The 14,948-nt window shown below is 43.0% G+C and carries 12 protein-coding genes; 3 read left to right on the top strand and 9 right to left on the bottom strand.

Going from position 1 to position 14,948, the window contains the following annotated elements; genetic code table 11:
* Positions 1-7 precede the first annotated feature (7 nt).
* Entirely contained in the window at positions 8-1,249 is a 1,242-nt protein-coding gene (locus ACN0V2_RS08050; RefSeq protein ID WP_417550295.1) for an FAD-dependent oxidoreductase, read from the bottom strand.
* Positions 1,250-1,495: 246 nt separating this feature from the next.
* Here ACN0V2_RS08050 and ACN0V2_RS08045 point away from each other — a divergent pair, with 246 nt between their 5' ends.
* The gene (locus ACN0V2_RS08045; RefSeq protein WP_417550294.1) at positions 1,496-2,131 is read left to right on the top strand and encodes a helix-turn-helix domain-containing protein; all 636 of its coding nucleotides are present in this window, start codon (positions 1,496-1,498) and stop codon (positions 2,129-2,131) included.
* Here ACN0V2_RS08045 and ACN0V2_RS08040 read toward each other — a convergent pair.
* The 3 genes from ACN0V2_RS08040 to ACN0V2_RS08030 all read right to left on the bottom strand — a co-directional run bounded on the left by ACN0V2_RS08040 (position 2,128) and on the right by ACN0V2_RS08030 (position 5,893).
* Positions 2,128-2,532 carry a group II truncated hemoglobin gene (locus ACN0V2_RS08040; protein ID WP_417550293.1) on the bottom strand — a complete coding sequence of 135 codons (405 nt, stop codon included), beginning with the start codon at positions 2,530-2,532 and terminating at the stop codon, positions 2,128-2,130. The genes ACN0V2_RS08045 and ACN0V2_RS08040 overlap by 4 nt on opposite strands.
* 131 nt (positions 2,533-2,663) lie before the next feature.
* A complete protein-coding gene (gene oadA / locus ACN0V2_RS08035) occupies positions 2,664-4,454 on the bottom strand; it encodes a sodium-extruding oxaloacetate decarboxylase subunit alpha (RefSeq protein ID WP_417550292.1) in 1,791 nt (596 codons plus the stop codon).
* A gap of 23 nt (positions 4,455-4,477) precedes the next feature.
* Positions 4,478-5,893: an acetyl-CoA carboxylase biotin carboxylase subunit gene (locus ACN0V2_RS08030; protein ID WP_417550291.1), complete on the bottom strand. Its 1,416-nt coding sequence runs from the start codon at positions 5,891-5,893 to the stop codon at positions 4,478-4,480.
* 120 nt (positions 5,894-6,013) lie between these two features.
* Here ACN0V2_RS08030 and ACN0V2_RS08025 point away from each other — a divergent pair, with 120 nt between their 5' ends.
* Both ACN0V2_RS08025 and ACN0V2_RS08020 read left to right on the top strand, forming a co-directional pair.
* Positions 6,014-6,955, top strand: a complete 942-nt coding sequence (locus tag ACN0V2_RS08025; protein ID WP_417550290.1) for a LysR family transcriptional regulator — start codon at positions 6,014-6,016, stop codon at positions 6,953-6,955.
* Positions 6,956-7,091: 136 nt separating this feature from the next.
* Positions 7,092-7,619, top strand: a complete 528-nt coding sequence (locus ACN0V2_RS08020; RefSeq protein ID WP_417550289.1) for a cytochrome b — start codon at positions 7,092-7,094, stop codon at positions 7,617-7,619.
* A 62-nt stretch (positions 7,620-7,681) separates the two neighbouring features.
* Here ACN0V2_RS08020 and ACN0V2_RS08015 read toward each other — a convergent pair whose 3' ends face one another.
* From ACN0V2_RS08015 to ACN0V2_RS07995, 5 genes are all read right to left on the bottom strand, one after another.
* A complete protein-coding gene (locus tag ACN0V2_RS08015) occupies positions 7,682-10,060 on the bottom strand; it encodes a tetratricopeptide repeat protein (RefSeq protein ID WP_417550288.1) in 2,379 nt (792 codons plus the stop codon).
* Between the two features lie 15 nt (positions 10,061-10,075).
* Positions 10,076-11,563: a VPLPA-CTERM-specific exosortase XrtD gene (gene xrtD, locus ACN0V2_RS08010; protein ID WP_417550287.1), complete on the bottom strand. Its 1,488-nt coding sequence runs from the start codon at positions 11,561-11,563 to the stop codon at positions 10,076-10,078.
* An 82-nt stretch (positions 11,564-11,645) separates the two neighbouring features.
* Positions 11,646-12,773: a WecB/TagA/CpsF family glycosyltransferase gene (locus ACN0V2_RS08005; RefSeq protein WP_417550286.1), complete on the bottom strand. Its 1,128-nt coding sequence runs from the start codon at positions 12,771-12,773 to the stop codon at positions 11,646-11,648.
* Positions 12,773-14,032 carry a glycosyltransferase gene (locus ACN0V2_RS08000; RefSeq protein WP_417550285.1) on the bottom strand — a complete coding sequence of 420 codons (1,260 nt, stop codon included), beginning with the start codon at positions 14,030-14,032 and terminating at the stop codon, positions 12,773-12,775. Before ACN0V2_RS08000 ends, ACN0V2_RS08005 begins: the two co-directional genes overlap by 1 nt.
* Positions 14,025-14,948 carry a glycosyltransferase family 2 protein gene (locus tag ACN0V2_RS07995; protein WP_417550284.1) on the bottom strand — a complete coding sequence of 308 codons (924 nt, stop codon included), beginning with the start codon at positions 14,946-14,948 and terminating at the stop codon, positions 14,025-14,027. Before ACN0V2_RS07995 ends, ACN0V2_RS08000 begins: the two co-directional genes overlap by 8 nt.

Raw genomic sequence — 14,948 nt, 5'->3', positions numbered from 1 at the left:
CCCTAAATTAGTGGCCGACCGAGGCTGCGCCTTTTTCACCGGTCAGCTCATAATCTTCAAATCGTGATAACCGGAAGGATCGGATCATATCCGGGGCCATATCGCGGGCGATGGTTTCGGCCATAGTTTTGCCACTGATGGGGGTGGCTTTAAAGCCCCAAGTGCCCCAACCGGCATCAATGTAAAACCCTTCCACTTCAGTTTTGCCCATGATTGGAGCAAAGTCAGGGGTAAGATCCGCCATCCCCGCCCATTGCCTTACGACTTTCACATTACCGAGGAAAGGAAACATATCGGTGATATGCGAGGTCAGGCCTTCAACAAAATCCAGTGAAGAACGAGTTGAATGTATTTCGTACGGATCCAGTGAAGACCCCATAACTAATTCACCACGAGAGGACTGACTGACATAAACATGCAAGCTGCCAGAAACCAGAATCGTATCCAGCCATGGTTTCATCGGTTCAGTCACACATGCTTGAAGCGGATGAATCACAATGGGCGTTTCCACATCGACCATTTCGCAAATGCGTGGTGTAAAACCGGCTACTGCTGATAACACGCGGTTGGTACTGATATAACCTTTGTTAGTTTGCACCCCAACGACCTTGCCACTTTTCACGTCAATGCTGGTCACTTCGGTGCTTTGGAAAATCTCTACCCCCATCCGGTCAGCTTCCTTGGCATATCCCCAGGCAACGGCATCATGACGGGCTACTGAGCCTGGTGCGTGATACAAGGCACCAAGGATTGGAGCCTGACCACTGCAAGAGATATCAAGTTGTGGGCATGCTTTTGATATTTCATCCGGGCCAACTACATAACTTTCAACACCAACATGTTTGTTAACTTCAGCCCGCCAGCGCATGGTACGCATGGCAGAGTCGGTATGGGCTAAAGTGAAATGGCCACGATTGGAATAAAACAGGTTGATGTCGAGCTCTTCTGAGAGATCTTCAAACAACTTAACACTGGCATTGTAAAAATTGACGCCTTCCGGAGTCAGGTAGTTGGAACGAACAATAGTGGTATTGCGTCCGGTATTACCGCCGCCGATATAGCCTTTTTCCAGCACCGCAACATTGGTGATGCCGTGATCCTTAGCCAGATAATAAGCGGCAGCCAGACCGTGCCCACCGCCGCCGATGATAACCGCATCATAGGTTTTTTTGGGTTCAGTACAGTCCCGAAAAAAACGGGGAGCCGGGTGTTCTCGGCTGAGTGCATATTTCAAAAGTCTTAATGGCATTGTTGCCCCTCATTGATATGTTTGCCATTTCATCTACTACCTAATAGGTATACTGAACTACCACCTTTTAGGTAAACTTTGTTTCACATGATGAAACCATGGGCTCATTTACTCATGTGGGAAATCAGATGTCAACACCCTAAAGAAACTTTTTTTCATGAGATGAATCTTAAGTGAGTTATCTACGAAAAAATTCGTGTATGATCAAGCTTCTATCAATGAAACAAAAAGGGAGAATTTGACGGCGTGAACGATAAACTAGAGATGAATGGAATCGAAAATACGGTTAAGTCACTGGACAAACATCTTGGCAACACGCTGCGCCATCTTCGTCTGGAAAATGGGTTAACAATTGCAGAAGTGGCCACGCGAGCTAGTTTAAGTCGTGGAATGTTGAGCAAAATCGAAAATGGTTTAACCTCGCCAAGTCTCGAAAAACTTGAACATTTAGCTAACGCTTTGGGCGTTACACTTTCAAAACTGTTTCATGATTACGACACCCCAAAAGGCGGAGCTCAATACGTTAAGAATGGCGAAGGGATGGAAGTAGTCAGACGGGGCACTAAATCTGGGCATACCTATCATTTGCTTGCTTATGATCAAGGCCCGCAGAAACTATTTGAACCGTTTCTGATTTCCCTTGAAGAAGAAAGCGAAGTATTTGATCCGTTTGAGCACTCAGGTATCGAATTTATCTATATGTTGGAAGGTAAACTTGAATACACAGTAGGAGACGAACGCTATATTCTGAATCCAGGCGACTCACTGACCTTCAATGCTGAACAGCCTCATCGTCCTGAAACTAAATTAAAAATGCCCATCCGCTACTTAGCGATCATTTATTACCACAGTCTGGATGCAATGGAACAAGAGCAGGATTAGCGATTAACCAATATGCTGGCCATGCGTTCAAAGTTTTCCATTAAATACTGTTTCATCCTTGGTTCATACTGAAGTCTCTCAACGGCAACCTGCATCGATGCTAACCAAGCATTCTTATGTGCTTCGGTTATGTCGACATGCTCGTGGATCTGTCGGATATTAGAATGGCCCCACTTCTCGGCATAAAGCCGCGGGCCTCCAAACATACCTGAGAAAAAATTGAACTGTTCCATGCGTGCGTGTGCCATTCCATGACCACGCAAATGTAGCAGATGAATTGGCCGACCAACATCAGTTGTTTCCAACACATCACAAAAGGTATTTACTAACTTTCGGATACCTTCGGCACCACCCAAACTATCATAGATTGACGTTTTTCTGAGATCTGCAGTCAGTGTCATATATGACTCCTCCATGCCTATTTATATGGCATGGAGTCTAACGCCAGAATATGCAATAAGTTAATACACAGGACTAAGTACTACTTAGAAAGTAACAAGCTGACCCCGCATAAACGTTTACAAGATATTCATTAAGCAATTTCAATTAATACTTCACCCGGTGTCACCCGATCACCTTTATTAACATGAATCGCTTTAACTTCCCCATCGATATTAGCCAACAGCTCTGATTCCATTTTCATCGCTTCAATGATCATTGTCGATTGACCTGACTTGACCTTGTCACCGACATTGACCAAAACATCCACTACATTACCCGGTAATGGTGTGGTGACATGACCTGGATCGCTGGCTTTTTTACGGCCTTGCTGAGCACCATCTGAAACAAATTCGCTGATGGTCTCGAATATAACTTCTTCCGGCATACCATCAACGGATACATACATTTTGCGTTTGCCACCGCCAACATCACCAACACCGGTAATAGCGACATCATAGGTTTCACCATGCACATCAACTTTAAACTCGGTTGATACGGTGCCTGGCGCTTTGCCTTTACTCTCCGGAATCAACGGTTCTGGTTGCAAAGTGCCATCTAAACGTTGTTGCAAAAATTCACGACCGATGTCCGGGAACATGGCAAAGGTCAATACATCTTCTTCGCAGGTCGCCAGTTCACCAATCTTGGCGCGTAATTTTTCCATTTCTGGTGCAATCGAATCTGCAGGACGTGACTCAATTACCGTTTCATTGCCGATTGCCTTGCGTTGCAGTTGGGCATTAATCGGTGCCGGCGGTTGACCGTAACCACCCAGTAGATAACGCTTAACCTCATTCGTAATGGTTTTATAGCGTTCGCCACTTAAGACGTTATAAACCGCCTGTGTACCGACGATTTGTGAAGTTGGCGTGACCAATGGAGGAAAGCCTAAATCTTCACGAACCCGCGGAATCTCAGCAAAAACATCACGAATCCGATCCAACGCATTCTGTTCTTTCAGCTGATTGGCCAGATTAGACATCATGCCACCAGGCACCTGATTGATTTGAACCGATACATCTTCGCGGGTGAATTCGCTTTCAAACTGGTGATATTTTTTGCGAACCTCACGGAAATAATCAGCGATTTCCGAGAGTAAATTCAAATCCAGTCCAGTATCCCACTCGGTGCCTTTTAACGCTGCTACCTGACTCTCGGTCGCAGGATGGCTAGTGCCACCAGCAAACGCTGAAATCGCGGTATCAATACGATCAACACCGGCTTCAATGGCTTTTAACTGACACAGAGGTGCCAAGCCAGAGGTGGAATGACTATGAATGACTAAAGGCAGATCCACAGCGGATTTAATGGCTTTGACCAACTCATAAGTTGGATACGGTGCCAGCAGACCGGCCATATCTTTAATTGCAATGGAGTCGGCGCCCATATCACGCAGAGTTTTAGCCTGTTCTACAAATAACTCAGGCGTATGTACTGGACTGGTGGTGTAAGCAATAGTGCCCTGAGCATGTTTACCCGCATCTTTCACCGCTTTTAATGCGGTTTCCAAATTACGCATATCATTCAAAGCATCAAACACCCTGAATACATCGATGCCATTCTCAGCCGCTTTGGCGACAAAAGCTTGCACTACGTCATCAGCATAGTGACGATATCCCAGCAGATTTTGACCACGTAATAACATTTGCAGCCGGGTATTAGGCAAAACACCTTTTAATAAACGTAAACGCTGCCAGGGATCTTCTTTCAGGTAACGCACACAGGCATCAAATGTCGCCCCGCCCCATACTTCCAGTGACCAATAGCCCACCCGATCCAGCTTTTCACAGATCGGCAACATGTCATCGGTACGCATGCGGGTGGCAATCAATGATTGATGTGCATCACGCAACGTCACATCAGTAACTTGAATTTTTTTCATTACAATTCTCCGGCTAACTTGTTTTACCAACCTGCATGCGCGGCGATGGCGGTAGCCAACACCAATGCTAATGCGGTCGGGTGACGTTTATCTGAATAAGTAAGAAGTTCAGGATGTGAAGGCACAAAACTGGTATCAAATTTTCCAGCCCTGAAATCAGGATCTTTGAGGATCTGCTGATAATAACTGGCTGTAGTTTTGATGCCATGTAAACGCATATCATCCAGAGCACGACGCCCTCGATCGACTGCATCCTCCCAATCCAATGCCCAGACAACTAGCTTCAAACACATTGAGTCAAAATATGGCGGGATTTCATATCCAGTGTAAATCGCGGTATCGACCCGAACACCTGGGCCACCGGGAGCGTAATAATGTGTGATGCGACCAAAGCTGGGCAGGAAATCATTTTTTGGATCTTCAGCATTGATACGAAACTGCAAGGCAAAGCCACGATAATGAATATCTTCCTGACGGTATCGCAAGGTTTCACCCGCGGCGATACGTAACTGTTCGCGAACAATATCAATACCGGTGATTTGTTCGGTAATGGTGTGTTCGACCTGAATCCGGGTATTCATTTCCATGAAATACACCTGATTGCCAGTCAGCAGAAACTCAACGGTTCCGGCATTTTCATACCCTACTGCTTCAGTGGCTTTTACCGCCAACCCACCGATATAGTTACGTTGTTCTGGTGTAAGTTGTGGGCTGGGAGCAATTTCAATTAGCTTCTGGTTGCGTCGTTGAATGGAACAATCGCGTTCGTATAAATGTACGACATTGCCGTGTCTATCAGCCAACACCTGCACTTCAATATGCCGTGGGTTAACGATGCACTTTTCCATAAACACTTCAGCTGAGCCAAACGCTTTGGTCGCTTCAGAAATAACACGGGGAAACTGTTGTTTCAGTTCAGCCGATGTATCACAACGGCGAATACCGCGACCACCACCACCGGAAGTAGCTTTGATCATGATGGGGTAACCAATCTCTTCAGCAACCGTTAATGCTTCTTCAATGTTTTCGAGGTTGCCGTCCGATCCAGGTGTAATTGGTACACCAGCCTCACGCATACTGTCGCGAGCAGCTGTTTTGTCGCCCATCTTTTCGATAACAGAGGCTTTAGGACCGATAAAGATGATGCCATTTTGTTCGCATAAACGAGCGAACCGGGCATTTTCAGATAGGAAACCATAACCAGGATGAATCGCATCACAGCCGGTTTCAACAGCCAGATTTACCAGCCGAACCGGATCCAGATAACCTTCAAGCGGGTCTTCACCTAATGAATAGGATTCATCAGCGCGTTTAACGTGTAAGGCATAACGATCCGGTTCGGTATAAATGGCTACTGAACGAACACCCATTTCCGAACAGGCACGGACAATTCGTACAGCAATTTCGCCACGATTAGCGATTAGAATTTTTTTTAACATAGCTCAGTCTCGGCCAAATTTGTTTGCTAAGACTAGAGCAAATTAATGATAAATAAAAATCAATAAAATATAATTCACCTATAAGCTAAAACTTATCAATCCCCAAATAGGTGCAAGATCATGGCGCTCAGCCTACAACAATTATTATCTCGTTTGTCGTTCCGACAAATGCAGGTGTTTCAAGCGGTCTATCAACACAAGGGTTATCGTAAAGCTGCGGAAAATCTAGGTTTGACCCAACCTGCTGTCAGCTCACAAATGCGTCATCTTGAAAATGCACTAGAGCAACCGTTATTTGAATATATCGGTCGCCAACTGTATTGCACCGAAGCTGGTGAAAGGGTAGCAACATTTATAGATAGGCTCTTTGGTCAGATGAGTGAACTGCAAACCGAATTGAATTTGTTACGGGAAGCGCTTTCCGGCGATTTGAAACTGAGTATTGTCAGTTCTGCTCAATCAGTAGTACCTCACTTATTGACTAGCTTTCTCGAAGAATTTCCTGCCATCAATCTGCATATTGAAGTAGTAAATCGAGCCCAGGCCTTAGAACGATTAAAACTAAATATCGATGACCTAGTGATTATGGCCATGGTACCCGAGGGGCGTTCATTATCTACGCTGCCGTTTTTGGATAATGAATTGATTGCTGTGATACCCGCACAACATAATTTGTCTGAAAAATTACCTTTATCCGCTAATCAGTTTTTTGCCGAACCAATGTTAATACGTGAAAACGGCTCTGGAACACGATTCGCTATTGAACAACATTGTCAGCAACATCGATTACAACTCAACCCGGTAATGGAATTAGGTTCAAATGAAGCCATAAAACATGCCGTGTTAGCAGGCCTTGGAGTAGCTATTTTGCCAAAGCTAAGTGTATTGGCCGAATTACAGACTGGCATACTAAAAACGTTAGATATTCCTGACTTTCCAATCCGTCGTACTTGGTGTCTGGTTCATCCGATGGGGAAATATCCATCCCGCGTTGCCCAAGCTTTTATTGATCATGTGTATGCTCGGCTTGAACAAATTCATGCTCATTTCCGTGACGTTTAACCACACCAGATTAGATAAGGAAGATCACCATAATCGCATTCTCTTAATAAACACTTAAAGTTGACATTTTTATACTGAAACAACGAGATCACTATCTCGTGCATATAAAAAATTATGGCAAGCAAAGGAGAGAGAAATGTTACATGACAACCATGAACGTTATGGGTCCATAACGCGTATTTTTCATTGGGTAATCGCAGTGGTGGTGCTGCAGCAGTTTTTCAAATTTGCTGATCGCATAAATGAAGGCGAGCATTGGCTGGGCGATACTTTTGGCCCCTGGCACGTAACAATGGGAGCAATCATTTTAATTCTGACGGTAGCAAGATTATTGTGGACTTTAAAACAAAAGCCGCAACGACCAGTTAACCCTGGTTTAGATGGCGTTATCGCCAAATTAGCTCATCGTTTAATGTATCTATCGATGCTTGTTATGCCCTTTCTTGGCGCATTATATATTCATGGTAAAGGCTACCCAGTCAAAGTATTCGGCTATGAACTGGTTGGCAAACCCGCTGGAGAAGTACCTTGGGCACTTGCTCTAGGTGAATGGCACTCCCCTTTTGCATTTTTATTAATATTTTTGGTATTGGCTCATATTACTGGGGCTTTGTATCACCATTTTATTAATAAAGATGATGTATTAAAACGCATGGCTGGGTAATAAACGCCAAGCATAAAAAAAGCCTTGCAGACTATAATCTGCAAGGCTTTTTAACTAAATATTTATAACTGACTCAACTGCTCATCAATTTTACCAATCAACGCTTCATCATTTTCTTCATTAGCCATCTTTTGTGCACGCTCTAAGGATTGACGTGCTTCTTCTGGCATTTGCATCGCCAAATACAAACGGCCTAAATGGTAATGGAATAATGCAATAGCATCACTGCTTGAAGCAGCTCTTTCCAATGCTGGTCTAGCTTCTTCATAATTACCTAGCTTGTAATTAACCCAGCCAAAAGTATCGGCAAAATAAGGTTGTTCAGAATCACGGAAGCGACTAGATAACGTTAACGCACGTTGTAAGTTCTCAGGAGATTCAAACTGATCAGAGAGCAAACTTGATAAGTTATTCGCTGCCACATCTATTGAAGGATCACGTGCGATAACTTCTTCATATAACTTACGTGCTTTTTCGTACTCTTTTTTTGTCTCGTGAGTTGATGCCAACTGCATCGCCAACTGATTATCTTCTGGCGTTTTCGAAAGCCCCTTTTCAAAGGCTGCAATAGCTGCATCGGGTTCATTGTTTAGATAATGCAAATTGGCTTTCAAACTATAACCCGCCGTCCATTCGTCATTTTTAGCTATTCCGTTATCGATTGCGGCGATCGCCTCCGGTAAATTCCCATCCATACGATAGTAATCTGCCAAGACTATGTAGCCATTGCTCAATTCAGGATGCTCGGCAATATGTTCATTCAGAAACGTAACAATCTCTTCTTTTTGATCTTGTTGATAATGAATGGCCATAATTTGCTGTAAGGCTCTCGTCAAGCTTGGGTCAAGCTTCAAAGCAGCTTCATACTCAGCAATCGCCAAGGTATTATCGTTTAAGCCTTGATACATTTGGGCTGTCAATAAATGGGTTAATGGAGTGGATTCCGTTAATCCATCAATAGCTTGTTGAGTCCCCGCCCAGTCACGTTTTAATATCCGAACCTGTGCCAATGCTTGTAATAAATTCTCATTATTAGCATTACCATCTAATGCTCTTACTAACACTTGTTCAGTACGGTCTAAATCATTGCCTCGCATCAGCACGCTTGCAACAGATAACGCTGCCTGTGGATTACTTGGGTTTACAGATAAAGCCTGACGGAAACTATTTTCAGCCAATTCAGATGACCCGGTTAAGGCATACGCCTGAGCTAACAAAACCATCGCTTCATCTAGTTCAGCATTATTTCTAATTAATACCCTTAAATTACTGATAGCAGGGTCAAGCTGTTCATCTCTTAATTGCAATTTAGCTTTTAATAATAATGCCTGCTCATGTTCAGAGGATATCGCCAACACCTCATTTACCATGGTTTCAGCTTCTTCAAATTTACCCTCTTGGGCTTTTATACCTGCAATAGTCGCTCTGGCACGTAAACCAATTTCACTGGTTGGTTCTGAAGCAATAATGGCTTCTAGCTCAGATATCATCAAATCTTGCTTGCCTTGAATACTCAGCATTTCTATTTTGGCAAAACGTAATTCTTGGTTATCAGGTTTAGCCGCAATAAATTCATCCAATTTAGCCATGGCCAGCTCTGGATCACGGCTGTTCATCAAAGCCACTAACAGCATAATGGTTTCAGCGTCATCTGGATTATTAGCCACATAATCCTCAAGCACTTTTTGCGATTCCTCAGGACGATTCATCGTGTCGTTAAGCAACTTAGCTAAAGAGACTGCGACCCAACTTTCGTGAGGGTATTCAGGCAATAACTCCCGGTAAAGCTGTTCCATCGCAGAATAATCATTAAGCTCTTGATAGATACTCAGCTTAATCATTTTTAACGGCATAGCATCTGGATACAATGCTAATGCTTCGTCAGTCGCTGTCATAGCTTTACTGGTTTGACCACTATTTTTATAAAGCATAACCCTAGCGGTTAAAGCTTCCATATTCTTAGGTTCGATTGCCAGTATGCGATTGATTTCGGCCTCAGCCATGCCAAAGTTTTCTTGCTTGATAAGTGTAGTTGCCTTCAGCAAGATGGCATTAATATTGTCCGGCTCAAGCGACAAAGCTTTTTCAGCTTTTTTCATTGCTTCATCAAGTTGACCAGAAACAATATGCAGTTGACCCAGCTTAATAAGAGCAGGAACATGATTGGGGTCCAATGACTCTACCGTCACTAAATTGGAATACATGCCTTTCCACTTCTGGCCTTTTTCATCAATTAAAGCCAACTGATAATAACCTTCCGCTTCCAGTGGATTGATTTGTAAGGCATTTCTGAATTCCAGACGAGCTTTATCGAACTCACCCTGTTCCATCAATTCTTTGCCACTTTCAATAAATCTTTCTGAGGAATCTTCGGCAGAACCACAGCCTGAAATCATCCCAGCCAACATTGCAGCCAAGACCGTGCGTTTAAAATTTTTCATATCCATATTCCTAACTTAATCTGCAATATAACGGTTTATTTCTGGTGTCGTATGTTGCATCAACGATTGAATTCTAGCGTCTGCATCTTGATGACTTTCTCCGGGTAAAATAGGAGTCACATAACGAACCAGAGCACCATCTGTTCTGTTTTCCAATAAAGCATCCTTGAATAAAAACCACTTATTCAAATATTCATTAGCTATCTGTCGGTTACGTCCTTGGAACCAGTAATAAACCAACTGTTCCTGATCACCGTTTTTAATAATCACTCGGTTAATAGGTTCACCAGCGACTTCTGTACGGTTAAATTCCGAAATTTCCCAACCACCACCTGGTATGCATACTCTGGGTGAGTGCGGTGATTGGCCTTTGCGTTGTGACTCGTAATAAGCCACATACACATTCACAATATTCCGGTCAATGCTTGTAAAGTTAACAAACAGATAATCCGTCATCCCGAGTTTATCGACAACCCGATCATCCAGTTTTTCATGCTGGCCAATCCAATCAGTAAACTGCATTGGGAAACTAATAAAATCTTCATGCTCTGGGACTTGTTCAACGCGGTTATCGACAAACTTAGTAGAAAACAAGGCAATCAGCAGAACGATAATGAAAACAATAAAAGGAGCGTATGAATACGATTTACCATAATTGCTACTGAACATGTTATTCGCCGGCGCATGATCTACTACGCCAAACAACTGGGACAGAGACTTACGGCTCGGGGCAATTTTTTCTAGTAACACCACCAATAAAAATAGCAGAGCTGCACAGGCCATGAAGATTATCCAGCCTTCAAAGTCATGCAGAAAACCTTCCGCCATCGAGATGCCCCAATTGTCGACCATCACACCAATAACACCTATACGGAAGCTGTTCATGAAGATGGTGATGGGAATAGTCATCAAAAAGATTGTGGCGCGCTTCCAAAATGCTGCTTGGTAAAAATACGCCGCAATAAAGCCAAGACTCATTAAAGGAAACAAATAACGTAAACCACTACAGGCTTCAACGACCTGAAGCTGATAAACCCCGAGGTCAATAATGTTCCCTTCAAGGAATACCGGTATTTGGAACAAACGAATAACTTGAACACCCAACCATGAAGAAAACAGCTGGAGTTTAGCGGTCAGAACGACCTCAACTACGTAGGGTAAAGGGATCGCAAACAATAATAAAAGTATTGGAGCCAATGTGTATTTGGTTGCTCGACCAACATAAATCATCGACAAACCAAGCAACATCAAAACAAATGAATACTGAATAAGGAGGTATAAAGCGCTAATTTCACCGATGATAAAAATGATAACGGCAATAACGCTTACAAGTACACCGGTCCACATTGGTGGCCCTTTTGTAGCGTTAATCAGATGGCGTTTTTCCCACAAGATAAAAAGTGTAACCAATGGTATAAGAAAACCATGGCTATATTCTTCTTGATTACTCCAGCGATTTACCGCTTCAGCTAAACCCGCCCAATATGCAACAATTGCAAGCACGAGCGCCAGGATAAACATCCCTGTCATCTTAATATTTAACAACCTTGACCCCCACTAAATATCCTGCAAACACCTAATCAAGTCAGATTAACTTGAATCTATTTAAAACGCTACTCATCCGTAGCAAAGTTATAATTTTGGCAGGAAAATCTTTTAATATCATTACATTCTGCTTTTGTTGCAGCTGTCCTTGGAAGGTCAAGAGTCTGGCAATCGTATCCATAGCTAAATAATGAATTTCCGCACCCTCAACAATGACATCTTTATCACTCAATAGTGCTTTCTGAATTACATTCTCTAAATCATTCATCTGCTCGGTAGTAATGCTACCTTTAAGTGTAACTATGAATTTCTCCTGCGGCAGTAATGTATCAGCTAAAACCTCTCTATTACTAGTGTCTGATTTTTTGGCCAATTTTTTTGAATACACCGCCAGTGGTATGGTTTGTGTCACCATCATCTTTAAAAATCGTAAGCCATCCCCTAAGTAACGTTTATAAAGCTTTGGTTCTTGCTTAATCCGCCATAACCACTCAAGCCCACCCCCCTGCCATTTTTCCGGTGCACGTTGCACACTCCCTGCAACAAAATTAATGACTGCCCCTAAATGACTTATGACAGGTGCATTTAGTTTATCGCGATTGTGCATAATCCAGCGCTGGCCCTTTTTGGCTCCCAGAGCCACCAAGACAAAGTCCGGTTCACAAGAATTTATATGCTCAATAACATTATCTGTACTCATCTCATCAATTGAGACAAACCCTGGATCATAAAAACCACAGCTTTCCATTCCTGGACTGGTTCGATTCAACTCCTGATGCGCCTTTTCGGCAATGCCCGTTTCTCCTCCAAAGAAAAACACACGAATTTTTCTTTCTCGAGGTTGCTCTGACAGAAAGGCAAACAGATCCGACCCAGCAACTCGTTCGGTTATAGGCAAACCGAGTAATTTAGCCACCCAAATTAACGGCATTCCGTCTGCGACCACTAAGTCACTTTGAATCACCGAGTTATAAAAATCCGGATCATCTTGAGCCATGACAGTGAAATTAAGATTAGGGGTGGACAGAAAACAGGGCGTTCGCTGTTCGATTGATTCTGTAACGATTAAAGCAGCATCACTCAATGATACCGCGTCAAAAGGAAGCCCCATTAGACTGTATCGATTGTGAGGGACAGATAAACGAGGCTGTAATCCTGGTAATTTCATTATTTGTGTCTAGTGTTTATGGAAGACTGAATTAACGTCAAAAGTTTTGCCACATTTTTATTTAACAAAAACTCATTTTCGACTCTTTGTTTAGCTCCAGAAACGAGACGTAAGGCTGTTTCTGGTTTATCCATTAGTTGGTATATCGCTTCTGCTAGCTCAATCTCATTATCAGGTGGAACAGTTAAACCAGTTAGATTATTAATTACCAACTCTGGAATTCCAGATAGCTCTGTTGAAATCACTGGAACCCCACAAAGCATGGCTTCCATTAATACAACCGGTATGCCATCCATATCACCTTGTTTATCTTTTTTACAAGGCAATACAAATACATCTAAACCACTAATAAAATCGGCAACCTTATCATGAGATAAAGCCCCAAGAAATTGCAGCTGGTCGTCTACTAGCCCAAGTGAAACAGTCTGCTGCTTTAGCTCAGTTTCAAGTGGCCCATTACCTGCGATTTGCAAACGAACTTTCCGTCCATCTTTAACTAACTTGGAAATAGCATTGATGAGCGTATCAATACCTTTTTTCTCGACCAGTCGACCAACGGTGCCAATCGTAAAAATCTCATTCTTGTTTAATGACTTTGCCGGAGGTTGCCAGTTCTGGTCGACTCCACAACGTACTATTTTAATTTTGTTGGAATCAGCCTTCAGATTCTCTAAAAACCGCTGATTAAATTCAGAAATTGTTGCGAAAAAAACGGAACGAGAGACCTTTTGTTTTAGCAACCATCCTCTTTCAAATAAATCATTTGCATGGGCTTGCACGCTAAAGACTATGCCGGCCATTGGCGCAGCATACATCGCTATATCTGTTGGAATATGTGCAAAATGCACATGTAAATGTTGAACATCGGCTTGTTTTAATTGTTTAGCCAAAGTCGCAGCATACAAAAAGCGATAAACCAGCCCCAATGCTGAACGTGTAATAACACCCTGTCGGAAGATATCACCTATTAATCTAGTCGCTGCTTTTAGATAACCCATTGGATTTCGGAAAAGCATAATGAAATTATCCAGGACAACCTGTCCTTTTGATATTTCATATAAATGAAAAACCGCTTTTTTTAATTCTGTCAGCGAAGACTCAGAAGCAATATGGGCAGGACGATGCACTGAAAAAGCCTTAACCTCCACCCCCAACTTGCCGAGCTCTAATATCTCGTTATAAACAAAGGTGGCAGACAGTGCCGGAATCTCAGGTGCTAAATAGGCAATTTTGATTGAAGCCCCAGCCTTATCAGGCATATTGTTGTTCCCATACCTTTGCCTGTTGCACATTCAGTTCTGCTGTGGCTTTCGATTTACCTTTTAACAAGCATTGCCATTGATAATTATTAATAAATTTAACAAGCGCTTTATCTTCAAAACGTGGTTTGCGTTGCAACATGCTTTTTACGTAGCCCCACCACATGGCAGCGCCACCAAGAACATACGGAGGATGAAGCATGCGAAACACTGAAGATGCTGTCATGTAAGTCAAACCAGTGCCCATGAAATACTGCCCAAACCCATGACGCATTCGGCCTGTAAAGATGCCTTGTTGACTCGAGCCCATCGGCCGTAAATGAATAAAGCGTAAATCCGGTTCATCCCAGCTCACAGCAATCCAACCCATTTGGCGGCATTTATGACAATCAATGCCATCCCACATTACTTGGCGAACGAACCCGCCAATCGCTTCAAAACAGGTGCGTCGGTAAAACTTAGTCATACCAACTGACATCTCATCACCACATTTTTCGCTGATTAATTCACCCGTTTTTTTATCCCGAAAATAGGCTTTGCCACTGCAAGTACCGATACGTGGATTCTGCTGCATGCGCCCGATTAAAATTTCAAAGTATTTAGGTGGCAGGTCCAAATCCAAATCAAACTTACAGACATAATCAAATTGCGAAACATCCACCTGATCGTAGCCATGATAAAACGCTTCAATTACACCAGGTCCAACACTACGATGACCGCGATTTTCACGTGTGATGATCTTGATAAACGGATATCGCTCTGCATATTCAGCCAAAATATTTGGCGTTTGGTCAGTAGAGCCATCATCAACGATTACCCACAAATCTGGCTGCACCGTTTGATTGACTACACTATCCAAGGTAATCCGCATATAAGCGGATTCATTACGGCAGGGCGAGACTAATAGATAACTCAT

This window comes from Methylophaga sp. (genome assembly GCF_048266885.1).
Lineage (GTDB): Bacteria > Pseudomonadota > Gammaproteobacteria > Nitrosococcales > Methylophagaceae > Methylophaga.
Note: the sequence above shows the minus strand (reverse complement) of the source record. Positions and strands in the feature narration are given on the sequence as shown.

What these genes read in the sequence shown, in the direction of transcription:
- ACN0V2_RS08040 (WP_417550293.1), bottom strand. Translation starts at nt 2,532, where the DNA reads ATGACACTGACTGCAGATCTCAGAAAAACGTCAATCTATGATAGTTTG.
- ACN0V2_RS08025 (WP_417550290.1), top strand. Translation starts at nt 6,014, where the DNA reads ATGGCGCTCAGCCTACAACAATTATTATCTCGTTTGTCGTTCCGACAA.
- oadA (WP_417550292.1), bottom strand. Translation starts at nt 4,454, where the DNA reads ATGAAAAAAATTCAAGTTACTGATGTGACGTTGCGTGATGCACATCAA.
- ACN0V2_RS08030 (WP_417550291.1), bottom strand. Translation starts at nt 5,893, where the DNA reads ATGTTAAAAAAAATTCTAATCGCTAATCGTGGCGAAATTGCTGTACGA.
- ACN0V2_RS07995 (WP_417550284.1), bottom strand. Translation starts at nt 14,948, where the DNA reads ATGAGTTATCTATTAGTCTCGCCCTGCCGTAATGAATCCGCTTATATG.
- ACN0V2_RS08050 (WP_417550295.1), bottom strand. Translation starts at nt 1,249, where the DNA reads ATGCCATTAAGACTTTTGAAATATGCACTCAGCCGAGAACACCCGGCT.
- ACN0V2_RS08005 (WP_417550286.1), bottom strand. Translation starts at nt 12,773, where the DNA reads ATGAAATTACCAGGATTACAGCCTCGTTTATCTGTCCCTCACAATCGA.
- ACN0V2_RS08015 (WP_417550288.1), bottom strand. Translation starts at nt 10,060, where the DNA reads ATGAAAAATTTTAAACGCACGGTCTTGGCTGCAATGTTGGCTGGGATG.
- ACN0V2_RS08020 (WP_417550289.1), top strand. Translation starts at nt 7,092, where the DNA reads ATGTTACATGACAACCATGAACGTTATGGGTCCATAACGCGTATTTTT.
- ACN0V2_RS08000 (WP_417550285.1), bottom strand. Translation starts at nt 14,032, where the DNA reads ATGCCTGATAAGGCTGGGGCTTCAATCAAAATTGCCTATTTAGCACCT.